The organism is Geodermatophilus sp. DSM 44513 (assembly GCF_032460525.1).
In the GTDB taxonomy this organism is placed as follows: Bacteria; Actinomycetota; Actinomycetes; order Mycobacteriales; family Geodermatophilaceae; genus Geodermatophilus.
In genome coordinates, this window is the sequence record NZ_CP135963.1 from 2,918,384 (window position 1) to 2,941,078 (window position 22,695).

22 protein-coding genes are annotated in these 22,695 nt (G+C 72.8%); 17 read left to right on the forward strand and 5 right to left on the reverse strand.

Annotated features, from left to right (window positions below):
- The first annotated feature begins 18 nt into the window (after nucleotides 1-18).
- Nucleotides 19-789, forward strand: a complete 771-nt coding sequence (locus RTG05_RS14120) for a hypothetical protein (RefSeq protein ID WP_166525643.1) — start codon at nucleotides 19-21, stop codon at nucleotides 787-789.
- A gap of 58 nt (nucleotides 790-847) precedes the next feature.
- Here RTG05_RS14120 and RTG05_RS14125 read toward each other — a convergent pair whose 3' ends face one another.
- Both RTG05_RS14125 and RTG05_RS14130 read right to left on the reverse strand, forming a co-directional pair.
- Nucleotides 848-1,357 (reverse strand): DUF4234 domain-containing protein, encoded by a 510-nt coding sequence (locus RTG05_RS14125; RefSeq protein WP_315911894.1) that lies wholly within the window; start codon nucleotides 1,355-1,357, stop codon nucleotides 848-850.
- Nucleotides 1,358-1,691: 334 nt separating this feature from the next.
- Nucleotides 1,692-1,892, reverse strand: a complete 201-nt coding sequence (locus RTG05_RS14130; RefSeq protein ID WP_166525644.1) for a hypothetical protein — start codon at nucleotides 1,890-1,892, stop codon at nucleotides 1,692-1,694.
- On the opposite strand from RTG05_RS14130, the gene RTG05_RS14135 reads away from it, so the two are divergent.
- The 5 genes from RTG05_RS14135 to RTG05_RS14155 all read left to right on the forward strand — a co-directional run bounded on the left by RTG05_RS14135 (nucleotide 1,891) and on the right by RTG05_RS14155 (nucleotide 9,795).
- Nucleotides 1,891-2,376, forward strand: a complete 486-nt coding sequence (locus RTG05_RS14135; RefSeq protein ID WP_166525645.1) for a hypothetical protein — start codon at nucleotides 1,891-1,893, stop codon at nucleotides 2,374-2,376. The genes RTG05_RS14130 and RTG05_RS14135 overlap by 2 nt on opposite strands.
- Nucleotides 2,373-3,272, forward strand: a complete 900-nt coding sequence (locus tag RTG05_RS14140) for a phosphorothioated DNA-binding restriction endonuclease (protein ID WP_166525646.1) — start codon at nucleotides 2,373-2,375, stop codon at nucleotides 3,270-3,272. The genes RTG05_RS14135 and RTG05_RS14140 overlap by 4 nt, the downstream gene beginning before the upstream one ends.
- Nucleotides 3,273-3,379: 107 nt before the next feature.
- Nucleotides 3,380-4,414 (forward strand): restriction endonuclease, encoded by a 1,035-nt coding sequence (locus tag RTG05_RS14145; protein ID WP_166525647.1) that lies wholly within the window; start codon nucleotides 3,380-3,382, stop codon nucleotides 4,412-4,414.
- 244 nt (nucleotides 4,415-4,658) lie between these two features.
- Nucleotides 4,659-7,760, forward strand: coding sequence for a DEAD/DEAH box helicase (locus tag RTG05_RS14150; RefSeq protein ID WP_166525648.1), 3,102 nt, complete (start codon nucleotides 4,659-4,661; stop codon nucleotides 7,758-7,760).
- Between the two features lie 169 nt (nucleotides 7,761-7,929).
- On the forward strand, nucleotides 7,930-9,795 hold the full coding sequence (locus tag RTG05_RS14155) for a DNA/RNA helicase domain-containing protein (protein ID WP_208104573.1): 1,866 nt from the start codon (nucleotides 7,930-7,932) through the stop codon (nucleotides 9,793-9,795).
- 130 nt (nucleotides 9,796-9,925) lie between these two features.
- Here RTG05_RS14155 and RTG05_RS14160 read toward each other — a convergent pair whose 3' ends face one another.
- A complete protein-coding gene (locus tag RTG05_RS14160; RefSeq protein WP_166525649.1) occupies nucleotides 9,926-10,567 on the reverse strand; it encodes an endonuclease/exonuclease/phosphatase family protein in 642 nt (213 codons plus the stop codon).
- A gap of 292 nt (nucleotides 10,568-10,859) precedes the next feature.
- Here RTG05_RS14160 and RTG05_RS14165 point away from each other — a divergent pair, with 292 nt between their 5' ends.
- A complete protein-coding gene (locus RTG05_RS14165; protein ID WP_166525650.1) occupies nucleotides 10,860-11,747 on the forward strand; it encodes an alpha/beta fold hydrolase in 888 nt (295 codons plus the stop codon).
- Between the two features lie 214 nt (nucleotides 11,748-11,961).
- Here the strand turns inward: RTG05_RS14165 and RTG05_RS14170 are convergent, their stop codons facing one another.
- The gene (locus RTG05_RS14170; RefSeq protein WP_166525651.1) at nucleotides 11,962-12,861 is read right to left on the reverse strand and encodes a helix-turn-helix domain-containing protein; all 900 of its coding nucleotides are present in this window, start codon (nucleotides 12,859-12,861) and stop codon (nucleotides 11,962-11,964) included.
- A 121-nt stretch (nucleotides 12,862-12,982) separates the two neighbouring features.
- Here RTG05_RS14170 and RTG05_RS14175 point away from each other — a divergent pair, with 121 nt between their 5' ends.
- From RTG05_RS14175 to RTG05_RS14200, 6 genes are all read left to right on the forward strand, one after another.
- A complete protein-coding gene (locus RTG05_RS14175; RefSeq protein WP_166525652.1) occupies nucleotides 12,983-13,891 on the forward strand; it encodes an alpha/beta hydrolase in 909 nt (302 codons plus the stop codon).
- A gap of 69 nt (nucleotides 13,892-13,960) precedes the next feature.
- A complete protein-coding gene (locus RTG05_RS14180) occupies nucleotides 13,961-14,554 on the forward strand; it encodes a tetratricopeptide repeat protein (RefSeq protein ID WP_166525653.1) in 594 nt (197 codons plus the stop codon).
- A 175-nt stretch (nucleotides 14,555-14,729) separates the two neighbouring features.
- The gene (locus RTG05_RS14185) at nucleotides 14,730-15,974 is read left to right on the forward strand and encodes a polyhydroxyalkanoate depolymerase (RefSeq protein ID WP_166525654.1); all 1,245 of its coding nucleotides are present in this window, start codon (nucleotides 14,730-14,732) and stop codon (nucleotides 15,972-15,974) included.
- 189 nt (nucleotides 15,975-16,163) lie between these two features.
- On the forward strand, nucleotides 16,164-16,592 hold the full coding sequence (locus RTG05_RS14190; RefSeq protein WP_166525655.1) for a DUF3237 domain-containing protein: 429 nt from the start codon (nucleotides 16,164-16,166) through the stop codon (nucleotides 16,590-16,592).
- A 129-nt stretch (nucleotides 16,593-16,721) separates the two neighbouring features.
- Nucleotides 16,722-17,162, forward strand: coding sequence for a hypothetical protein (locus RTG05_RS14195; RefSeq protein WP_166525656.1), 441 nt, complete (start codon nucleotides 16,722-16,724; stop codon nucleotides 17,160-17,162).
- A gap of 59 nt (nucleotides 17,163-17,221) precedes the next feature.
- Nucleotides 17,222-17,665, forward strand: coding sequence for a hypothetical protein (locus tag RTG05_RS14200; protein WP_166525657.1), 444 nt, complete (start codon nucleotides 17,222-17,224; stop codon nucleotides 17,663-17,665).
- A 24-nt stretch (nucleotides 17,666-17,689) separates the two neighbouring features.
- On the opposite strand, the gene RTG05_RS14205 is transcribed toward RTG05_RS14200, so the two are convergent.
- Nucleotides 17,690-19,096, reverse strand: a complete 1,407-nt coding sequence (locus tag RTG05_RS14205) for a DUF4407 domain-containing protein (protein ID WP_166525658.1) — start codon at nucleotides 19,094-19,096, stop codon at nucleotides 17,690-17,692.
- Nucleotides 19,097-19,255: 159 nt separating this feature from the next.
- Between RTG05_RS14205 and RTG05_RS14210 the strand changes: the two genes are divergently transcribed.
- From RTG05_RS14210 to RTG05_RS14225, 4 genes are all read left to right on the forward strand, one after another.
- Nucleotides 19,256-20,374 carry a TolB-like translocation protein gene (locus RTG05_RS14210; protein ID WP_166525659.1) on the forward strand — a complete coding sequence of 373 codons (1,119 nt, stop codon included), beginning with the start codon at nucleotides 19,256-19,258 and terminating at the stop codon, nucleotides 20,372-20,374.
- 74 nt (nucleotides 20,375-20,448) lie between these two features.
- Nucleotides 20,449-21,027, forward strand: coding sequence for a DUF6318 family protein (locus tag RTG05_RS14215; RefSeq protein ID WP_166525660.1), 579 nt, complete (start codon nucleotides 20,449-20,451; stop codon nucleotides 21,025-21,027).
- Nucleotides 21,028-21,272: 245 nt separating this feature from the next.
- Complete coding sequence (locus RTG05_RS14220) at nucleotides 21,273-21,953, forward strand: hypothetical protein (protein ID WP_315911895.1); 681 nt, start codon at nucleotides 21,273-21,275, stop codon at nucleotides 21,951-21,953.
- A gap of 131 nt (nucleotides 21,954-22,084) precedes the next feature.
- Nucleotides 22,085-22,693, forward strand: a complete 609-nt coding sequence (locus RTG05_RS14225) for a hypothetical protein (RefSeq protein WP_166525662.1) — start codon at nucleotides 22,085-22,087, stop codon at nucleotides 22,691-22,693.
- The last annotated feature ends 2 nt before the right edge of the window (nucleotides 22,694-22,695 follow it).

Here is a 22,695-nt window from a genome sequence, read left to right on the forward strand (position 1 = left end):
GTGTGCTCGGGGTGCCGCGTGATCGAGGTGCTGCGGCCCCCGACTCCGGCGGGGGGCTGGGGGCGGCCGTGGCCGGACGTGGCCGAGCTGGCCGCAGCGGTGCCGTCCACCGCCTGGACGCTGATCGGCGGGCTGATGGTGCAGCTGCACGCCGTCGCCGCCGGCCTGCCGGTGGTGCGCCCCACGGACGACGTCGACGTCCTGCTGCACGTCGAGACCGGACGGGGACGGGCGGCACAGGTGGCGCACGCCCTGGAGGAGCTGGGCTACCGGCTGGCGCCCGGCCTCGACCCTCGCACGGGCACCGCGCACCGCTTCGTGCGCGACGGCGCGGTCGTCGACCTGGTGACGTCGGGCGCCCGGGCCTCCGTCGTCGACGTGGTCGCCGCCGACCACGCCCCACCCCGCGCGCTGGAACGGTTCCGCGGCTACGACCTGGTCCAGGTCGCGGGCGGGACCCAGGCGCTGCGGCGGACGGTGCACGCCGAGCTGGCGATCTCCGCACCGGACCGGACGACGGTCAGCGTCCCCGACGCGTTCGGCGCGCTGGTCCTCAAGGCGGCGGCGCACCGGGCGGACACCCGCGACCGCGACCGCCACCTGGCCGACGCGGTCGTCCTGCTCGCCTGCGTCGACCCGTTCGCCGAACGCACCCGCTCTGGCAGCGACCGGTCCCGCCTGCTCCACCTCCAGCGGCACCTGGGCGAACCGGCGGCGCCGGCCTGGCTGCTGCTCCCGGCGGAGGCCCGTCGCAACGGTCAGGCAGCGCTGGACCTGCTCTGCTCCTGAGCCGGACGGAGCCCGCTCCCGCCAGGTGACGGCAGGAGCGGGCTCCGCGGGGCCTCGATCAGGAGGCGCCCATGCTGCGCCAGTAGGCGTTGAGGGCACCGTTGGTCTTGATCAGCCACACGAGCGGGCCGATCAGGATGAAGGCGCCGAGCAGCGCCCACAGACCGGTGGTGGCGGTGACCGGACGCGGACGCTGCTGGCGCGCGTACAGGTTGCCGACCTCGTTGGGCAGCAGGAACGGCGTGACCAGACCGAAGGTGAAGATCGAGATGATCAGGACGAGTGCGCCGCCGACCCCCTCGCCGGAGTGCTGCTTCATCTCTTCGTGCGTGGCGAAGTGGTAGTAGAGCGAGTAGAGGCCGAAGGTAACGATGGTCAGGCCCAGCACCGCCCAGGTGCTGCGGACCTTGCCCACCGGGCCCAGCGGACGCCCCTGCACGCCGGGCGCCATGGGCTGCGCGTAGCCGGACGGCGCCTGCAGGCCGTACGGCTGCACCTGGCCGTACGGCAGCTGCCCGTACGGGGTCGGCTGCGGCGCGGACTGCGGGTGGACCTCGGCCGCTCGCACGGGTGAATGCAGGCGGCCAGTGGGCTCGTCGACTGTGGACACGGGGACCCCCGATCGATCGCGCCGGCTCCTCCGGTCGGGAGCAGGCATCGACGTGCTCCATCGGTACCAGTCCGTTCCACATCAAGCGCTCGTGAACAGCTCACACCTCACCCGTCCCACGCACCCGCTCGGACCACGTGCGCCTCAGCGCCCACACCTCGGTGAACCGCGATACCTGACGCCCACAGTCGGACAGGGACCGCTCGGCACCGGCCCGGCTCACACACCTGACGGTTGCGCGCTCGGCGAGCGCGTCCGGCCGGACCTCGAGAGCCACCGCTCGGCTACGACGTCAGGGACGACGGCGTCCGCGGGTGTGCCGGTCGTACGGGGCGAGCATCTCGTCCGTGGTGGCCGCGTCGAAGGAGTCGGGGCCGTAGCCCTCGCCCAGCCACTCCAGGAACTCGCGGTCGTCGCCGGTGGCGTCGACCGGACGGGCCAGCAGATCGAACAGAGCGGGCGCATCGCTGCAGGACGTCTGGGCCTGGAGCATGTCGGACCTGCGCACCAACACCGTGCGGTCACTCCTGGCCGAGTTCCTGGTCGCCCGGGCGGTCGGTGCCGCGACCACGCCTCGGATCGAGTGGGACGAGTACGACGTCCTGACTCCTGAGGGCACGCGGCTGGAGGTCAAGTCGGGCGCCTACCTGCAGGCCTGGGAGCAGTCACGGCTGTCGACCATCCAGTTCGGCGGGCTCACGGCCCGCACCTGGTCGGAGTCCGACGGCCACAGCGCGGCCGGCTCGTACAACGCGGACGTCTACGTCTCCGCCGTCCTCACCACCACCGAGCACGACCGGTACGACGCGCTGGACGTCGGGCAGTGGTCCTTCTGGGTGCTCCCCCAGCACACCGTCGCCGCGACGCAGCAGCGGTCGATGCGGCTGTCCCGGGTCGAGGCGCTCGGCGGGCCGGCCATCGCCTACGCCGGCCTGGCAGAACGGATCCGCGAGGTCGTCGAGGCTGCTCGGACGTGACGGTGACCGACGACCAGCAGGTGCTCGACCGGCTGTCGACGCTGCGCCAGCACCAACAAGAAGGACGGCGCTCTCCGCACAAGCCGCTGCTGGTCCTGCTGGCGCTGGGCCGGCTGGCCGTGACCGGGTCGAGCGCGCTGCCGTGGTCGGAGGCCGAGGAGCGGCTGGCCGACCTGCTGCAGGACTTCGGGCCAACCTCGAAGACCTCACGCGCGCAGAGCGCTGCCTACCCGTTCACCCGGCTGCGCGCAGACGGCGTCTGGACCCTCGACCAGAACGTCCCGATGGACACTGTCGGCCCGCTCCGGGAGGGCGTGACCGGACGGCTCGAGGCGTCCCTCGAGGCAGCACTGCGGGATCGGCCGGAGCTGCTCGGCACGGTCGCCCGCGGGCTGGCCGAGAGCCACTTCCCGGGGACGGTGGCGCCGGACGTGCTGGTCGCCGTCGGGCTGGACCCGGACCTGCTGCAGGGCCGCCTCACCGGTGCAGCTCCGGGTGCGCGGCGGCGCAGCGGCGCCTGGCCCGCGCGGGTCATCGAGGCGTGGGACCGGCAGTGCGCCTTCTGCGGCTTCGACGGCGCCGCCGGCGGGGCCGTGGTCGGCATCGAGGCGGCGCACGTCCGTTGGTTCACCCTCGGCGGCCCGGACGACCTCGACAACGGCCTGGCCCTGTGCTCGCTGCACCACAAGCTGTTCGACCGCGGCATGCTCGGTCTGGACGACGACCTCGGCGTCGTCGTCTCCCGGCGATTCTCCGCCCGGACGCCGCAGGGCCAGGCGGTGTACGACATGCACGGCCGGCGGCTGCGGCCGCGACCGGGCACTCCCCCGCCCGCCGAGCGGCACGTGGCCTGGCACCGCCAGCAGGTCTTCCAGGACGCCGCCCTGGCCGGTTGACCCGTGAACCATTGACACCTTGGGTGACCCGTGGATGACGGACGATGGACACAGCGTCACCGCAGACGCACTGCCAGGATGAGGCCACGCGAGGACGGGGGACAAGCGTGGCGCTTTGGTTGGTGCGCAGCGGCCGGCGTGGCGAAGGGGACGAGCTGGCACTGGCCAGCGGAGTCGTCGGGATCGGCTGGGCGCCGGTGGGTGACCTCGCCGAGGTGGCGACGATCGGGGCATTGCGGGAGCGCCTCACCGCCAGCTACCCGGATGCCAAGGCAAGCACGATCACCAACTGGTTGGCCCAGGTCGACGCCTTCCAGCGGCGCATCGCCATCGGTGACCTCGTGGCCCTCCCACTGAAGCACACACCCGCCATCGCCTTCGGCCGCGTCACTGGCCCTTATCGGTACTCGCCGGAGGCGCCCGAGTCGATGCGGCACCAGAGATCGGTCGCTTGGATCCGCGAGGACGTTCCGCGCGAGTCCATCGCGCAGGACATCCTCTACTCCCTGGGTGCCTTCCTCACCGTCTGTCGGATCCAGCGCAACGATGCCGAGGCTCGCATCAAGGCATTGCTCGACGGTGCGGCGCCACCGCGACCTGCGGATCCCGATCCAGACACCCACCAGCCGGCCAGCGATGTCATCCGGCAGCCCGACGTCGACCTGCTCGAGTTGAGCCGCGACCAGATCCGGCGCCGCATCGGCGCGCGCTTTCACGGCCACGACCTCTCGCGGCTCATCGGCGCGGTCCTGGAGGCGGAAGGCATGTACGTGCACGTCTCACCCGCCGGTCCCGACGGCGGCGTCGACATCCTCGCCGGCGAGGGGGACATGGGCTTCGACGGCGTCGGGCTGGCCGTGCAGGTCAAGTCCGGCGGGATCGTGGTCGATACGTCGACGCTGCGTGAGCTGCAGGGCGTGATGACCAACTTCGGAGCCACCCGCGGCTTGATGGTCAGCTGGGGCGGATACACGAAGAACGCCCGCGCCGAGGCTCGACGGTTGTTCTTCCAGTTGCGGCTGTGGGACGCCGACGAGGTCATCGTCCGGGTCGAGGCCGTCTACGAGCGTCTGCCGCAGGACATCCAGGCCGAGCTCCCGCTCCGCCGCATCTGGAGCTTGGTCCCCGACGAGGACGCCTGACGTGCTCGTCGACGAGCGCGCTGCCGCCAGTGTCGGTCCCGCCGCCCGGGTCGCCCCGGCAATCTGGATCCCCGATCGGTCCTCGAACGGGAGGGTATCGGTGCAGCGTTGAACGAGGTGGCCACGGACGTGCCGTCGGAGTACCGAGTCACGCGCTCGAGCGTCCGTCCCCTCGACGCCCGTCAAGGTCTTCCATCCGTGCGTGATAAGCCGCTGAGTGAGACCGCACGGTTACGTTCAGCTCATGGGGGATGTGCCCACCGGGCTGTACGAGCACCTCGTTACCGATCGGCTCAGCAAGGACCTGGCAACTACGCCGATCGACCTCGTCCAGCTCGGCACCCTCGACCCGGCCGACGCCCACGAGGCGCTGACCCGCCACATCGCCCACCTGGCCGGTCGGGCGCTGCGGGCCGCTGGCGGGAGCGACGCCTCGGCGGTCAGCAAGCAGGTCGAGCTGGCCAACCGGATCGTCGCTGCCATCAGCGCCATGGCACCCGACAGCACCGAGCCGGACGCCGCCGTCCCCGATCCGGCCCGCACCCTCCTGGCAGTCGCTCAGCCGACCGGCGTCCCCGGGCCCGTGACGTTCCCCGAGCGGCCGGCCGTCCCGCTGTCCACGAGCGCCCTGCTGGTCAACGGTCGCGGCCAGCCGAGGATCGGCTACGAGGTCACCCGCGAGATGGCGTCGGCAGACCGGGTCGACCTGCTGTGCGCCTTCATCAAGTGGCACGGCCTGCGGGTCCTCGAGGACGCCCTCGCCGGCCTCCGTGAGCGCGGTGCCCGGCTGCGGGTCATCACGACCACCTACATGGGCGCGACCGACCAGCGCGCCCTCGACCGCCTCGTCGAGCTCGGCGCCGAGGTCAAGGTCTCCTACGAGACCCGGACGACGCGGCTGCACGCCAAGGCCTGGCTGTTCCACCGGCGCACCGGCATGTCGACGGCGTACGTCGGCAGCTCGAACCTCTCCCGCGCGGCCTTGCTCGACGGCCTGGAGTGGAACGTGCGGCTGTCCACCGTCGAGCAGTCGCACCTGCTGACGACGTTCGCCGAGACCTTCGACAGCTATTGGGCCGACCCGTCGTTCGAGGACTACCAGCCCCGCCGGGACGGCGACCGGCTGCGCGAGGCGCTCAGCGCGGAGTGCGGCGGCCCGACCGACCTGCCCATCGAGATCGCGACGCTCGACGTCCGACCCTTCGGCTACCAGCGGGAGATCCTCGACGAGCTGCAGGCCGAGCGCGAGGTCCACGACCGCTGGCGCAACCTCGTCGTGATGGCGACCGGCACCGGCAAGACGGTGGTCTCCGCGCTCGACTACCGGCGGCTGCGCTCGGCCGGCACCGTGGAGCGGCTGCTGTTCATCGCCCACCGCGAGGAGCTGCTGACCCAGAGCCTGTCGACGTTCCGGCACGTCCTCCGGCAGGGCGACTTCGGTGAACTGTTCGTCGGCGGGCAACGGCCACGGCAGTGGCGGCACGTCTTCGGGTCGGTTCAGTCGCTGACCCAACTGGACCTGGCCGAGCTCGACCCGGCGCACTTCGACATGGTGATCGTCGACGAGTTCCACCACGCAGAAGCGGCCACCTACCGCCGGCTGCTCGAACACCTCCAGCCCAAGGTCCTGCTCGGGCTCACGGCGACACCGGAACGGACGGACGGCGGCGACGTCCGGCACTGGTTCGACGGACGGACGGCGGTCGAGCTGCGGCTGTGGGAGGCACTGGAGCAGGGGCTGCTCGCGCCGTTCCAGTACTTCGGCATCCACGACGACGTGGCGCTGGACCAGCTGCGGTGGCGGCGCGGCCGCGGGTACGACGTCAGCGAGCTGACCAACGTCTACACCGGCGACGACAAGCGGGTCCGGCTCGTCCTGCAGGCGGTTGGAGAGAAGGTCGCCGACCCGGGACGGATGCGGGCGCTGGGCTTCTGCGTGAGCATCCAGCACGCGCAGTACATGGCCGAGCGCTTCACCGCGGCCGGCATCCCCAGCCGGGCAGTCACGTCGACGACGTCCCGCGAGGAGCGGGCGACCGCGCTGGCCGCACTGCGCGACCGCACCGTCAACGTGCTCTTCACCGTCGACCTCTTCAACGAGGGGCTCGACGTCCCGTCGGTCGACACCGTGCTGTTCCTGCGGCCGACAGAGAGCGCGACGGTGTTCCTCCAGCAGCTGGGGCGCGGCCTGCGGCTGTCTGAGGACAAGGCCTGCCTGACCGTCCTGGACTTCATCGGCGCGCAGCACCAGGAGTTCCGCTTCGACCTGCGCTTCCGGGCGCTCACCGGCAGCTCACGCCGCGGCCTGCAGCGGGACGTGGAGCAGGGCTTTTCCACGCTGCCGGCCGGCTGCCACATCGAGCTGGACCGGGTGGCGCAGCAGGTCGTGCTGGACAACATCAAGCAGTCGCTCACCGTCTCGTGGAAGGGGCTGGTCGTCGAGGCGTCACGGGCCTCAGAGCCGTCATTGGCTGGCTTCCTCGAGGAGACCGGGGTCGAACTCGAGGACCTGTACCGCGGCACCGGCCGCAGCTGGCTGGACCTCAAGCGAGCCGCCGGCTGGGACGACTCGAGTCCCGGGCCGGACGACGCCACGCTGCGCGGCGCCTTCGGCCGCATGCTGCACCTGGACGACGACGAGCGGCTGCGGGGCATCCGCGAGCTGCTGGGTGGGGCCGCCGGCGACTCCGAGCGTGTGCGCCGGCTCGCGGCGATGCTGCACTTCTCCCTGTGGGGCGCACGGACGCCGTTCAGCAGCGTGGAGGCCAGCCTGCAGCGGCTGCTGGCAAGCCCGGGGCGATCCAACGAGCTGCTCGAGCTGACCGGGGTGCTGCACGACCGCATCCACCGGGTGACGCCGGCGCTGGAGGTGGCCGGGGACCGTCCGCTGCACGTGCACGCCCGCTACAGCCGGGACGAGGCGCTGGCCGCGTTCGGCATGACGGACCTCAACGGCACGTGGGGCTCGGGCGTGCGCTGGGTGCCCGGCGACCAGGCGGACGTCTTCTTCGTGACGCTGGTGAAGACCGAAGCTCACTTCTCTCCCACCACGATGTACGCCGACCACGCCATCTCGCCGACGCTGTTCCAGTGGGAGTCGCAGAACGCGACGGCGGAGCGCTCAGCAGTGGGTCAGCGGTACGTCAAGCACCGGGAGGTGGGGACGTCCGTGCACCTGTTCGTCAGAGAGTCCAAGACCGCGGACGGCACGCTCGGCACGCCGTCCTACCTCTACGCCGGGCCGATGTCCTACGTCTCTCACACCGGCGAGCGCCCGATGCGCATCCTCTGGCAGCTCGACCACGCTCTGCCGGCCGACGTCTTCCACGCCGCCAAGGTGGCGTAGCGCCAGTCCTCTTGGCCGGGACGCCGGAAGAGTCGTGACCGGCGCGCCCACCCGCTTCACCGTCACCGACCGGGAGGCCACCTAGGGTGCTGCTCGCGGCCCGACTGGCTTCCGGTCCCCGGACATGCCCCCACCCGCACGTTGACTCGTGCTGCCCGGGGACAGGTCCTTGCCATGGCTTCGCACGTCCGCCGCCGGACTCGCCGACCTCGCCCGCGCCGGCCGGCTGGGGACGACACTCGCCACCCAGATGGCCCACCGGTACCGCCGCACCGCGTCCGAGTCCGAGCGGCGCTCCTGGGACGCCAGCCTCGCCGCGCTCGCCGCCGGCCTCGAGCAAGCCGGACTACACGGCGTCGAGGTTCTGGTCGAGTACCAGCTCCCGCTGTCCAGCAAGCGGGTCGACGTCGTCCTCGCCGGGCAGCGCCCGAGCACGGGCGGTCCATCCTACGTCGTCGTCGAGCTCAAGCAGTGGACCACCGCCACCCTGTTCGAGGACGAGCCCGAGCTCGTGGTCCAGCCGACCTACGGGCCACGGCCGGTGCTGCACCCCGTCGCCCAGGTCCGCGGCTACGTCGAGTACATGCTCGACTTCCTCGGCGCCCTGCACGGCAGCACCGACGTCCTCACCGGTGCCGCCTACCTGCACAACGCCACCGACGACCGCGTTGCCGAGCTGCGCAACTACCCGCAGGACGAGCTCGGCCGCTTCTTCACCGCCCAGGACCGCGGCGACTTCCTGCACTACCTGCGCAGCCGCCTCTCTCCCGCCAACGCCTCCATCCACGCCGACCGGCTGCTCCGCTCCTCCGTCGCGCCCAGCAAGCAGCTGCTCGCCGTCGCCGCCGAGGAGCTGCGCACCCGCGAGCAGTTCGTCCTCCTCGACGAGCAGCGGGTCGCGTTCGACCTCGTCCTGCACGAGGTCGAGAAGGCCCGGCGCGGCGACTTCAAGAGCGTCGTCATCGTCTCCGGCGGTCCGGGAACCGGGAAGAGCGTCATCGCCCTGTCCCTGCTCGGCGAGCTCGGCCGGCGAGGCATCCGCGTGGCACATGCGACCGGGTCACGCTCCTTCACCCAGACGCTGCGCAAGGTGGCCGGCCATCGCGCCCCGCGCACCGCGGCGCTCTTCCGCTACTTCAACCAGTTCATGGACGCCGACCCCAACGGCCTCGACGTCCTGATCGCCGACGAGGCGCACCGCATCCGCGAGACGTCGGCCAGCCGCTGGACCCGCGCCGAGCTGCGCACCGGCCGGCGGCAGGTCGACGAGCTCATCGACGCCGCCCGCGTGCCGGTCTTCCTGCTCGACCAGAACCAGGTCGTCCGCCCCGGCGAGATGGGCACGATCGAGGACATCGAGAAGCACGCCCGCGAGCGCGGCCTCGACGTCCACCAGGTCGACCTCGGCACCCAGTACCGCAGCGGCGGCAGCGCCGAGTACGTGGCGTGGGTGGAACGGCTCCTCGGGCTGGCCTCCGGCGGCCCGGAGCCGTGGAAGGCGAACGAGCGCTTCGAGGTCCGGACGGCGCCTTCCCCCTCGGCGGTCGAGCAGGCGCTGGCCGAGAGGCTGGCAGACCACCAGAACGCCCGCATGGCCGCCGGCTACTGCTGGACCTGGAGCGACCCCCGCCCCGACGGCTCGCTCGTCCCCGATGTGCAGATCGGCGACTGGGCGCGGCCGTGGAACCTCAAGGGCGACCGGTCCGTCGGCGGCGCACCCCCGGCCGCGCTGTGGGCCAGCGACGAGCGCGGCTTCGGGCAGGTCGGCTGCGTCTACACCGCCCAGGGCTTCGAGTACGAGTGGAACGGCGTCCTGCTCGGCCCCGACCTGGTGTGGCGGACCGACCGCTGGGTCGCCGTCCGCAGCGCCAACCGCGATCCCGACTTCCGCAACACGAGGAAGGTCAGCGACGCCGAGTTCGACCTGCTGGTCCGCAACGTCTACAAGGTGCTGCTCACCCGTGGCCTGCGCGGCGTCTACCTGCACTCCACCGACCCCGAGACCCAGCGGTTCCTCGAGCGGCTGGTCGGCTGACTCGGCCGGCTCCTCCGCCTCGCGCACACGGTCCGCACAGCCCTGCCGCGGGCCGTCGTCTCGTCACGACGACCGGCTCGGCACCCGTCGGCCGTTGCGGTCGTGAGGCTGCCCGCGGGGGCTCCGCTCCTCAGTCGTTCGCCAACTCCACCACGTAGCAGTCATGGTCGCTGAGTCCTTCCGCCGAGACCCTCTCGACGTGGAGGACCGCTCGGTCGGCCGGCACGGCGACGTGATCGATGCTGAGCAGACCCGGAATCCTGTGGGGCAGGTGAGCGGTCGGCACGTTCAGCTCGAGCCTGCTCAGTGCGCGGAACACGTGAGCGCGCCCCTTCTTCCCGCCGGCCTGCTCCGGGCCGAACAGCGCGTGGTTCCAGTCACCACCCCACACGACCCGCCGGGTGAGCACTCGCTCGAGGAGTCGGTCGATGGCTCGTCCGGTCCGGTCCGCGTGCGAGTCACCCGGCCAGGCGGCATCCGAACCGAGCCCATGCCACGGGAGGATCGTGGAACAGAACGTCGTCCCGTCGACGATTGCGGCTGCAGTGGCGACGTGCACGTCGGGGAGGCCCGTGAGTGGCCGCCGGCTGTACACGCCGGCCCAGTGCTGACCCCGTCCCATCACGCCCGTCGTGCGGTGAGGCCAGAAGCCCGACAGCTCGACGGAGGGATGGACCTCAGTCAGCAGCCACACGTCGGCATCCATGCGCTCGACGAAGTCGCGGTGCGCCCGGCTGAAACGCCCCTCCAGGTTCCAGGTCCCGATCCTCACTGGCGCAGGGTGCGCAGGTGCCCTCGACCAACGGGGGACGTCCGACGGTGAGCGTGTCGGCGGGTGACGGCTCGGCACGGCCCCGAACGGGCCGGCCGGCGACATCGACTGCCCGGAGCCCGGACGTAGTCGCCGGGCTGACCGCCACTGGGGCACCGGCTGCTCCGCATCGGGATGCCCGCCGGCCTCCGGCCGCAGATTGACCCGGGCGTGAGCGGCCACCACGATGGCCGGATCGAGCAGGCCGCCGTCCGGCTTGCCGCCCACTCAGTCGATGACGACGAGGGAACCCATGAGCACCACGGACACGGTCCAGATCCCCCACCTCGGTGGCTCGACCATCGGCTACCGGTTCGGCAGGGCCTACGACGCGTCACTCCCGACGCTGGTGATGGTCAACTCGTTCAGCACCTCCGTCGAGCTGTACCGGCCGCAGTTCGCCGACGAGAAGCTCTCCGCCACCGCCAACCTGCTCGCCCTCGAGCCCTACGGGCACGGCCGGACCCGCGCGTCGCACGGGCAGTTCACCTACTGGGACTCCGCCATCGCGGGGCTGCAGGTGCTCGACGCGCTCGGCATCCCGAAGGCGTTCGTCCTGGGGACGTCGCAGGGCGGGTGGATCGCGGCCCGCATGGCCGTGCTCGCCCCCGACACCGTCACGGGCATCATCCCGCTCGGCACCTCGATGGACTTCGAGAGCCAGCGCAGTCGCGAGCTGGGGTGCTGGGACGGCGTCGAGTTCTGCACGCCCGCCATCGACGCACTCGCCGCGGGTGTCGGCGACGACTGGGTCATCCCGGTCGAGCTCGTCGACGCCGTCCTCACCGAGGGCTTCGGCGAGGACGTACCCGCCGAGGACCGCGCGTTCTGGCGCGAGACGCACCAGGCGAACTACACCGGCGACGACGGACGGGCGCGGCTCCGGCTCGCCAGCATCAACCTGCGTGACCGGGACGGCCTGCACGGCCGGCTGGACAGCGTGCGCTGTCCGGTCCTGTGGCTGCACGGCACCGCCGACCGCGTCTACTCGGTGCCGAACGCCGAGGCGGAGATCGAGCTGTTCGTCAACAGCGCCGCCGCCGAGCTCCGCGTCGTCGAGGGCGGCCAGCACTTCCTGAGCGCCACGGACCCCGACGAGGTCAACGCCGCGGCGGTCGAGTTCATCGACCGCTGGCGGTAGCGCGGAGCCGGCCGCCGGCTCCGGCTGGTGCAGCGACCCGGGCCACCGACCTGCAGACGATCACGAGGTGCTGCTCACCCGCGGCCTGCGCGGCGTCCGTCTACACCCACCGACCCGGGGACCCACCAGCTCCAGCGAGGTCGAGACGGTCAGGCGCCGGCCACACCGCCTCGCCCCGCGCCCGGTCGCCGCTCCCCGGGACGGCACGATCCGGTCAGCCGGTGCCGCGGCGGACGTCGTCCGGCGCGCAGCCGAACGCCGCCCGGAAGCCGCGGCCGAACGTCGCCGGGTCGCCGAAGCCCCACCCGTGCGCGACCGAGGCCACGGTGACCGCCGTCCCGCGCCGGGCGAGCTCCCGCCGCGCGCCCTCGAGTCGCAGCCGGCGCACGTAGCCGGCCGGCGTCGTGCCGCGCGCGGCGCACAGCGCGTAGAGCGCGCGGACCGACAGGTACGCGCCGGCCGCGATCGACGGCGGGGACAGCGACGGCTCGCGCAGGTGCCCGGCGACGTAGGCGGTCACCCGCGCCCACGCCGGGTCGTCGTCGACCGGGGATAGCACCCCGGCGAGCAGGTCGACCAGCGCGTCGGCCACCGGCGGCCCCAGCCGCCCGTCGAGCGCCCCCGCCCCGGCGATCGTCGTCCCGACCAGAGCGGCGAGGAGCCCGGCAGCCGGCCCGTCGAGCAAGCCGGTGGGCGTGGCGGGCAGCCGGGACGACGGGACCAGCAGCGTCCACTTGTGCAGCCGGCCGGGTACCCGGAAGCGCACCGGCTGGTCGGCCCGCCACAGCAGCGCCGCCCCTGGGCCGACGACGACCCGCGCGTCACCCACCTCGATGTGCTCCGTCCCCTCGCGGACGAACAGCACACCCACCAGGTCGGCATCGGTGGCCGCGAGCTGCGCCCGGCCCCGCGACCCCGAGCACGGGCCGCACCGGCAGTCGACCAACGTCAGGTCGCCGACGCGGTACCGGGTGAGCTCGACCGGCCCGGGGACGGCCGGTCCGGGCCGCAACGACCACGGCAGGTGGGTGGCGCCGACCGCGTCGGCGAAGGCGTCGTCGCGCTCGCCGCGCGGCAGGTCGGCGGGTGTCCAGCGCTCGGCGACCAGCGTCATGGGCACCTCCTGGGCGCAGCCAACCCCGCGGCCGGCCTCGGCGGCAAGGCCTGCACGCATCGCAGCGGGGCGTGCGGGGAACGTCGCGACGTCACGGGCGGGGGCCGCCAGGGTCGGCGGCATGCGAGAGGACATCGAGTTCACCACCGAGGACGGCGTCACCCTGCGCGGCTGGCACTACGCGCCCGACGACGGCGCTCCCGACACGCGTCGGCCACTGGTGGTCATGGCGCACGGCTTCTCCGCCGTCAAGGAGATGCACCTGGACGACTTCGCCGAGCACTTCGCCGCCGGCGGGCTCGGCGTGCTGGTGTACGACCACCGCAACCTGGGTGCCTCCGACGGGGAGCCGCGCGGGGAGATAGACCCCTGGCAGCAGGTCCGTGACTACCGGACGGCGATCACCTGGGCGCAGGGCCAGCCATGGTGCGACCCCGACCGCATCGGCATCTGGGGCTCCAGCTACAGCGGGGGCCACGTGCTCGTCGTGGGCGCTCTCGACCGGCGGGTCAGGTGTGTCGTCGCCCAGGTCCCGCTGGTCAGCGGCCTGGCCAACGCCCGCCGGCTGATCCGCTCGGACGTGTTCGCCGGGCTGCGGCAGGCCTTCGACGCGGACCGCGCGGCCCGTTACGCCGGCGGTGACCCGGCGACGATCCAGGTCGCCTGGGAGGACGAGCCGACCGAGGACTGCGCGCTGCCCACCCAGGACACCCACGACTTCTTCCTCGGCCCGATGCTGGAGCGGGCGCCCACCTGGCGCAACGAGGTCACGCTGCGCTCGGTGGAGATGTTCGTGGAGTACGAGCCGGGCGCCTACATCGCCGACCTCGCCCCGACCCCGCTGATGGTCGTCGTCGCCGCCCGAGACCACCTCACCGTCGCCGACCTGACGCTGGAGTACTACGAGCGGGCCCGGGAGCCCAAGGAACTGCTGGTCCTGCCGGTCGGCCACTTCGACGCCTACGTGGGCGAGGCGTTCGCGCGCTCGGCGCCGGCCCAGCTCGACTGGTTCCGCCGGCACCTGACCTGACCGGCGTCCCCATGCCATCCGGGCCGCGGTCGACGGCCCGGCTCGGATCGAACGGCCTACCGTGGCCTGGTGCGCGGGCCGCTGACGGACGACGAGGTCGAGGATCTCTACGCGCGCGCGACGTCCCCTGCAAAGCACCGCGCGGCGGCCGAGGAGCTCGAGGCGTGGGCGGCCGAGCCACACCCCCAGGACGCCGTCCATCCCGCTGCGCTGCTCGTCCGCGCCGGTGAGCACCTGAGCGCCGCCGGGGATCACGACGGCGCCGTCGTCCTGTTCCACCGCGCCGTGGCCGCCGGGCAACCCGTGCCGCCGGACGCGCGCTGCTACCTGCACGGCGCGCTGCTGCAGACCGGCGACGCCGAGGCCGCCCGCCAACTGGCTGACGAGCTGCGCCGCGAGCGGCCCGCCGACGGCGACGTCTACCTGTTCCTCGGTGAGAGCTACGAGTCCGCCGGCGACCTGCGCCAGGCGCACCGCTGGCTGACCCTCGGCGCACAACGCGCGCTCTCCGACGTCCAGGACGGCGAGTTCTCCGCCGCGGACGACGCCACCGGCCTGCTCATGGCGCGACTCCGGGTGCGGGACGCGCTCGGCCTGCCACTCGACGAGTACGACGCGCTGGTGACCTCGGCCCTGCTGGGCGAGCGAGTGGCCCCCGACTGACCGGCCGCGCGCCAGGAGACAGCAGCGTGTGGCCCCTGGTGCGCGCCGGACACCAGTGCCGTCCGATCACCCTCCCGCGCGGGCCGCCCGCGCCGGGACCGTTCACTACGGTTAACGTTTCCGCCAAGTGACACAGGTCACCGCAGTGTTTCCGATCGAGGGACGAGGCAGGCCGATGCTCTACACCGCCTACGAGATGAACCGGCGAGCGGGGGTCCCGTTCGTCGCGGCGTCCGAGCTGACCGCCCGTGCCCTGCACGCCCTGCCCGGCCCGCTGGGCAAGAACCCGGCCGTCCGGCACGTACGGGCGGCCTGCGACATCCTCGCCAAGGCCCGGCCCACGCACGACCGCCCGGCGTTCGGCATCGACTCGGTGACCGTCGGGGACCGCGAGGTCCCGGTCGTCGAGCGCGCCGCGCTGACCACGCCGTTCGGCACCCTGCTGCACTTCGACCGGCCGTCGGTGACCGGCCAGCCGCGCGTGCTCGTCGTCGGCCCGATGTCCGGCCACTTCACCACGCTGGTCCGCCCGACCATCCGCACGCTGCTGGCCGACCACGACGTGTACGTCATCGACTGGCACAACGCCCGCAACATCCCGGCGTCCGAGGGGCCGTTCGGGCTCGACGAGTACATCGAGCACGTCATGACCGCGCTGCGCCACCTCGGCCCGGACACCCACGTCCTGGCCGTCTGCCAGCCCGCCGTCCCCGTGCTGGCCGCCGTCGCGCTCATGGCCGAGAACGGCGACCCCGCCGCGCCGGCCAGCCTCACCCTCATGGCCGGCCCGATCGACACGCGGATCAACCCCAACCGGGTGAACCTGTCCGCCTGCGGCAAGCCGCTGACCTGGTTCGAGCGGCGGCTCATCGACGTCGTCCCGCGCCGCTACGCCGGCGCCGGCCGGCGGGTCTACCCCGGCGTCGTACAGCTGACCGCGTTCATGTCGATGAACCCCAAGCGGCACGTCGACGCCCACCTGCGGATGTACCGCGACCTCGCCGCCGGCAACACCGCCGCGGCCGCGACCACCCGCGCCTTCTACGACGAGTACGGCGCGGTGATGGACGTCCCCGCGGAGTTCTACCTGGAGACCGTCGGGCGCATCTTCCAGCAGCACGAGCTGGCCACCGGGCGCCTCACCTGGCGGGGACGGCGGGTCGACCCCGGCGCCATCCGCGACACCGCGCTGCTCACCGTCGAGGGCGCCAACGACGACATCTGCTCCCCCGGCCAGACCGAGGCCGCCCACCGGCTGTGCACCGGCATCCCGGCCGCGCGCAAGCACCAGCACCTGCAGCACGGCGTCGGCCACTACGGCGTGTTCAGCGGCTCCCGCTGGGACACCGAGATCTACCCGGTCGTCCGCTCGTTCATCGACTCCGTGCGCGCCGTCGCGCCGGCGGCGGCCTCCGTCTGAGCGCCGGTGGCCGGGCCACCACGGCCCGGCCACGGCGTTCCTCCGCCGTCGGGTGAGCACCCGACCACCCAGCGTGCCGCAACCCGGCACCTCGACTCCTCGTGCCCGGACCAGGGTCCACGGACCCGGGTGACCGGCCGTAGGCCTGGCTAGCGTCCCTGGCTCCGGCGAGGCGTCCGAGGAGGGGCGATGACGGTCGAACTGGTGCCGCTGTGCACGATGCACGTCCAGCTGAAGCCACCGATCGAGGTCGGTGCGGGTCCGGCCGGCACGCGGATGGTCTTCGAGGCGGAGAGCTTCAAGCTGGACGGGGACCGCTTCAGCGGGGAGATGGCGGGTGCCGCCTCCGGCGACTGGTTGCTCATCGGACCCGAGGGGACGGCCGGCCTCGACGTCCGGGCGACGTTCCGCACCCACGACGGGGCCTTCGTGCTCGCCCAGTACCACGGGCGGATGGACGTGTCCGACGGCATGGACCTGCCGAAGACCATCTACGTCAGCCCGCGCTTCGAGACCGGCGACGAGCGCTACGCCTGGCTCAACCGGGTGCAGGCCGTCGGCAAGGGCGTCGTCCACCAGGACCTGTCCATCGACTACGAGTGGTACGAGGTGCGCTGAGCAGACCGGCCGGGCGCCGATACACCGATCACCGCGCCGTCCGCTGCCCCGGCGTCGTCGCCCTGTGGACGGACTCCGGGCCTGTGGACGGCGCCCGTCCGGGCCTCCGGCGCTGCCACGGTGGCCCGCGTGTCCGCTCCCGCCCTCACCCAGGCCCCCGTCCACTCACCGCTCGCGCTCACCCACCGGTGGGCCACCCTGCTGGCGCCGTCGGTGTTCGACCGCCGCAGCCTGTGGCTCACCTGGTTCCGCGCGGACGGCCGTCAGCTCCCGCTGGTCATGCCCGGCGACGAGATGCCGGCCCGGCCCGACGGGCACCTGCTCCCCGGCCTGCGGGAGATCTCCGCCGGGGTGGCGGCGCACGTCCCGGGGGACGTCGTCCACCTGGCCATGGCGCTGTGCCGGCCCGGCGAACCGGCCGTCACCCGCGACGACGAGGCGTGGGCGCTCGCTGCGCACGCGGTGCTCGACGACGGGCTGGACGGCAGCTGGAGCCTGCACCTCGCCGCCGGCGGCCGCGTCGAGCCGCTGGTCGAGGGCTTCCCGGCCCGCCGGGACGGCGCCGAGTGACCGCGCCGCAGGGCTGGGTCCCCGACGGTTCCGAGCCGTCCACCCGTCCGCCGGCTCCAGTGGGCCCGACCGCCGGGCCTCGGTACTCCCACGTCCTGGCGCTCTGCGCCGCGGTCCTGCTCGTCGCCGCGGCGGTCGCCGGTGTCGTCGTCCACCAGACCGTCACCGCGAACCCCGGCACACCGCAGGAGACGGCCGAGGCCTTCATGTCCGCGGGCCTACGGCAGGACTGGCGCGCGAGCTGGGAGCTGCTCTGCGGACCCGAACGACTCGACCACGGCTCGGTCGACCGCTACCTCCTCGTCAAGGGGGCGACCGCCGCGATGGTCGGGATGTCGGACGAGCGCGTGACCGTCAGTGCCGGGGATGCACGCCCTCATCCCGACGCCGGGCCCGAGGCGCACCTCGTGGAGGTACGGCTCGCCCGAGCCGGTGAGACGCACGACCTGCAGCTGGTCGTCGTGGAGGAGGACGGCGACTGGCGCGCCTGCGGCCAGCTGTGAGCCGGCCCCCTCGTCGGAGGTGTCTCAGACCCCCGTCGGGACGCGGTCGGCCGGGCGGCGGCGGCCGGAGCCGAGCATGCGGGCCAGGCGCATCGGCCCGGTGTCCCACGGCCGCAGCCCCTCCGGGGCCACCTCCGCCGGCGCCTGCGCCATCGCCGCGGCCCGCTCGGCCGCGCGGACGGCCGCCGCCCGCTCGATCCGCGCCGCCGCCTCGGCGGCCTCGCGGCGGGCGAGGATGGCCGACTTCTGCCGGTCGATCCGCTCCCGCTCGGCCATGACGAGCAACTCCTCGCGCGCGGCGGCGACGGCCAGCCGCGAATCGCGCTGCATCGCCTCGATCTCCACGTCGCCGGAGTCACGCAGGGCCGCCAGCTCGTCGTAGGCCGACCGCGGGCCGAAGTTCAGCAGCAGCTTCATCAGCACCGGCAGGATCTCGATGCTCATGAACAGCAGCGAGAGCATCACCTGCGCCGCGGCGAGGGTGAGGTTGCGGTCGCCGAGCCGGTCGAGGGCCTCCAGCCGGGCCAGGATCCCGTCGGCGTCCTCGTTGGTGGCGTCGAACGCCGTCTGCAGCCGGATCTGCTCGGCGGTCAACCGGGCCAGCTCCGCCCGGTCGGTCTCCAGGGACGCGGCGGCCAGCCCGGCCGCGCGCCCCTCGGCGGCCGACGCGGCCGCCGTCGAGGCGTCCAGCGCGGACCGGGCTGCGGCCACCACGCCCTCCTGCGCGTCCGCGGCCGCCCGCGCCTCGACGTAGGCCTGCCCGGTGCCGGCGTCGCCGGTGCCGCAGGTGCCGTCCAGCTCGCACTGCGCCCGGGCCTCGAGCCCCCGCTGCGTCTCCAGCGCGGCGTCGTAGGCCTGCTGCGCCGCGGTCGCGTCGCCCTGGACGGACGCCAGCTGCGGGTCCGCGGCACCCCCGCTGGCCACGATCGACTCACCGAGGGCGACGTCCTCGCGCAGCTGCGGCAGCCCGGTGAACCGCGCGTCGGTCTCCAGCGTCTCGCGGAAGGCGTCGGCGTCCTCGGCCTGCATGGCCTTGACCTCGGTGTCGATCTCGGCGGAGAACACCTGCAGCGTCAGCGGCGTGGCGATGACCGCGCCCAGGATCAGCGCCAGCCCGATCCGCGGGACGGCCAGCACGAGGTTGCGCCGGAGCGAGGCGTCGTGCGCCATGCCGACCAGCAGCATCCGGTCGAGGTTGACCACCACGGCGCCCCAGCCCAGACCGACCAGCAGGGCCAGCGGCCACCACACGCCCAGAGCCATCGCCACCGCGAACGCCATGGACACCACGGCCAGCCCGCCGGTGCTCAGCAGGACACCGCCCAGCGCCACGAACCGCGGCCGCGCACCGGGTGCGGCCTCCAACACGTCGGGGCGGGCACCCCCGAGCACCGCCAACCCGTCACCGATCCGTCGCTGCACCGCCGCCATCGAGCACACTCCTGGACGACGGGGGTAGAGATCAGTCCGTCGTCTCCCCTGCGTCATCGGCAGGCCACCCGCGCGGGGGGACGGTGCTGCCGGTCACCACCGACTTGCCGCACCACCCGCCACAGCGGACGCTCGGCGTCTGCCCACCCCGGAGCCGTGATGCCCCGCGCCCGTCGCACCGCCGCAGTCCTCGCCGTCGTCCTCGCTGCCGCGGCGTGCACCGGCGGCGGGGACGAGGACGGGCCGCTGCCGCGCAGCGGCCCGGACGGCGGTCCGGCGCTGCAGGGCGTCGTCGACCTCGACGCCGCCGTGGAGGGTGACGTGCGGCTGTTCGACCTGGCCGCCGACCCCGGCGGCGACCCGGTCGCCCTGCTGGGGGACGGCACGCGCGGCTGGCTGGTCGGCGTCGGGCCGGGGGACGACGGTCCGGCGGCGACCGCGTTGCTGGAGGTGCCCGCGGTCGGGGACGACGCCGAGCTGACCGTCCTGCCCGACGGTTCGTTCCTCATCGCGGGCACCGACCCGACCACGGGTTACCAACTGCTCACCGTCCCGCCCGACGGGCCGCCCACCGTGACCGCCCTCGGTCAGCGCCCCGACCGGGCGACCACCGCGCTGTCCCCGGACGGGCGCACGCTCTACGCCGCGCTGACGCTGCTCGCGCCCGGCCCCGCCCAACTGCTCGCCGTCGACCTCGCGGCCGGTGTCGTCCGGACCACCGCGCCCGTCGTCCCCGCCGGCACCGTCACCGCCCTCACCCCCCGGCCGGACGGCACCCTCGCCGCGCTCGTCGAGACCGGCGACGGCCGTGCCCTGCTCGCCGGGTACGACGAGAAGCTGCGGCCGGTGGGCGAGCCGCTGGACCTCGCCCCCGACGCGCCGGTCGGTGTGCCGGCCGACCTGGACGTGACCACCGACGGCACCGTCGTGGCCTCCCTGTACGTGAGCGCAGGCCGGGAGACCGGGCGGCTGGTCACCGTGGTGGACGGCGAGGTCACCGGCTCGGTGGAGCTGGAGGGGGTCGGTGACTCCGCGCTCGACGTCCTCGTGTCCCCCGACGGTGGCTCAGCGCTCGTGCCGCAGGCCGACCTGCTGTTTCCCGCTGAGCTGGTCGTCATCGACCTGGTCAGCGGCGAGCGGGCCGCCGCGGTGTCCCTGTGCGGCGGGGCCGGCGTGCTGGGTGACGTCGCGCCAGTCGGTCGGGACGGCGGCCTGGTGGTGACGGGGTCGTGCATCGACGGCGACGGCCCGCAGGCCACCGCCTTCCTGATCGGCTGACGCCGGTCGCCTGATCGGGGCCGCTGTCCCCAGGCTGCCCTCGGGCGAGCGCTGAGCTGGCTATGGTCCTCGCCGTGCGTGATCGACTGCGGACGACGATGGCTGCGGCCCTGGTGGGGACGGCGCTGCTGTCCGGGTGCTCGGAGCGCCAGGAGGCCAGCGCCACCCTTCCCTCAGCGAGCGAAGCGCCCTCGACGAGCGAGGCTGCTCTACCGCCGCTCGGCCCGCCAGACCTCCCCATGCCCGACGAGGCGCGGGCGCAGACTCCCGAGGGCGCCCAAGCATTCGTGCGTTACTACATCGAACTGATCAACCGCACGTCGACCGTCATGGACGCCGCGCCTCTGCGTGACCTCAGTGTCCGCTGCGAGGACTGCAACCGCATCGCGAAGTACACAGAGGAGGATGCGGCGGCCGGTCGCGACTACGAGGGCGGTGAAATGACCATCGCCGACATGGGTGAACCTCGACTAAAAGGCGGAACCGCCGAAATGACGGTAGCCATCGACCAAGCGCGCTTTATCGTCCTTGACGACACGGGGAAGCCGACCGAGGGCGGGATCGACCCTCTAACCGAAGTGTACGGCGGGGCGGGGCTTAGCTGGGACGCGCCACGTCAGACATGGGTCATGACGCAGTTGACATTCGGATGAGGAAGAGTCGCTCGTTCACGCTGTATCTCGTGACAGTAAGCATCGTCCTCGGCAACCTGTCGTCTTCGCCGGCTCGGGCTGATGATGAGTGTCGCCGGAGTGCGTGCACAGAAATGAATGTAGAAGGTGCAAAGGGGGCACTGGATGTGAGTTTCCTCAGCTCGACGCCGGGTGGCGGATACGCAGCGAGCAACGCCCCACCAGAGCCCCAGCCCTATCGGTACCGCCTTCGGACACCGTGCGAGGTGGACACTGCAGCCGGTGGTGTCTGCCGTCCCGACGACGATGCCGTTTGCCCTGCCCCGCCGGACCAGGTCGTCGAGTACCTGGCGATCGAACGACAACGGCTCGCCATTGCCACAGACACCGGTGAGCTCACGACCGTCGACGGCTCAGACCCGGGAGATGCGGCTCCCGGCACCCCGGTCGGCTTGTGGGAGCCGCTGACCCGGGCCTGCGTCGACATCACCGCGCTCAACCCGCCGCCGAGCCCGGACGAGGTGTACCGGTACTTCCGGACTCTTCCGCTGCCCCAGCTGCCCACCCGTCAGCAGCCGCCCGGCGACGGTCTGTCCGGGCTGCCGGTCGTGTTCCACACCGACGGCCCGACCATGCAGACCTTCGAGCTCGACATCCGGGGCTTCGACGTTGACATCGTGGCCACCGCCAGCAGCTTCACCTGGCACACCGGCGACGGCACCGACCTGGTCAGTACCGACCCGGGCGCGCCCTGGCCCGACCACAGCGTCGAACACGACTACCGCAGCGGCACCTACACCTCATTTCTCACCACCACCTGGACTGGCACCTTCACCGTCGACGGCGGCGCACCGGCCGACGTCCCCGGCACCACCACGACCGACGGCCCACCGGTCACCTTCGACGTCCTGCAAGCCAGACCAGTCCTCGTCAACCCCTACGACTGACCACCCCAGCAACATCGAGCAGGCGGACAATCACGTGACCCAGGACGGCTGACGGACGCAGTCGTCGTCCACGATCGCCAGCCTGTGGAAAACCCCTGAGTCCGGCTCGGGCGTCTGTCAGCGTGATCCGCATGACGACACCGTCGGCCGAGGGGCCGGACCGCTCACCAGTGACCCCGCACGACGTCTCCTCGTCGACTCCTCGACAGGTGGACGAGCCCGCGAGGCTCGTGGCGCCGGAGAGCCGCCGCCATGAGACCGAGGGACGCTCGATCGACCCGGAGTCGCCGCTCATCCCGAGCGGCCGGCACACACGGGGACGACCGTGGCTGCTGGGAGCCCTCGGCATCGGCGCTTGCACGACTCTCGCCGGAGCCGTGCTGGCGGTCGTCGACACCGACCCGGAGACGCCACGGGAGGCGGTCGAGGCCTACATCGACGAGATGATCGACGGTGATGCAGCCCGAACCTGGGACCTGATGTGCCAGAAGGACCAGGAGGCGGAAGGTCCGCGCGAGCGCTTCCTGCAGGAAACGGCGGCCGACCAGGAGGCGGTGAGCGCCGAAGACGACCTCTGGCACATCACCGTCGGCGGGACCCGCTTCGACGAGCGAGCCGGCGCAACCCGTGTTCAGTTGCTGGTCTGGGCGGACACCGAGCTCCAGTACACGGACGAAGTCCACGTCGTCCGCGAGGCGGGCCGCCTGCGCGTCTGCACGATCTCCGGGATGGGCTTCTGAGG

What these genes read in the sequence shown, in the direction of transcription:
- RTG05_RS14135 (WP_166525645.1), top strand. Translation starts at nt 1,891, where the DNA reads ATGTCGGACCTGCGCACCAACACCGTGCGGTCACTCCTGGCCGAGTTC.
- RTG05_RS14130 (WP_166525644.1), bottom strand. Translation starts at nt 1,892, where the DNA reads ATGCTCCAGGCCCAGACGTCCTGCAGCGATGCGCCCGCTCTGTTCGAT.
- RTG05_RS14150 (WP_166525648.1), top strand. Translation starts at nt 4,659, where the DNA reads ATGGGGGATGTGCCCACCGGGCTGTACGAGCACCTCGTTACCGATCGG.
- RTG05_RS14165 (WP_166525650.1), top strand. Translation starts at nt 10,860, where the DNA reads ATGAGCACCACGGACACGGTCCAGATCCCCCACCTCGGTGGCTCGACC.
- RTG05_RS14170 (WP_166525651.1), bottom strand. Translation starts at nt 12,861, where the DNA reads ATGACGCTGGTCGCCGAGCGCTGGACACCCGCCGACCTGCCGCGCGGC.
- RTG05_RS14175 (WP_166525652.1), top strand. Translation starts at nt 12,983, where the DNA reads ATGCGAGAGGACATCGAGTTCACCACCGAGGACGGCGTCACCCTGCGC.
- RTG05_RS14185 (WP_166525654.1), top strand. Translation starts at nt 14,730, where the DNA reads ATGCTCTACACCGCCTACGAGATGAACCGGCGAGCGGGGGTCCCGTTC.
- RTG05_RS14190 (WP_166525655.1), top strand. Translation starts at nt 16,164, where the DNA reads ATGACGGTCGAACTGGTGCCGCTGTGCACGATGCACGTCCAGCTGAAG.
- RTG05_RS14205 (WP_166525658.1), bottom strand. Translation starts at nt 19,096, where the DNA reads ATGGCGGCGGTGCAGCGACGGATCGGTGACGGGTTGGCGGTGCTCGGG.
- RTG05_RS14210 (WP_166525659.1), top strand. Translation starts at nt 19,256, where the DNA reads ATGCCCCGCGCCCGTCGCACCGCCGCAGTCCTCGCCGTCGTCCTCGCT.
- RTG05_RS14225 (WP_166525662.1), top strand. Translation starts at nt 22,085, where the DNA reads ATGACGACACCGTCGGCCGAGGGGCCGGACCGCTCACCAGTGACCCCG.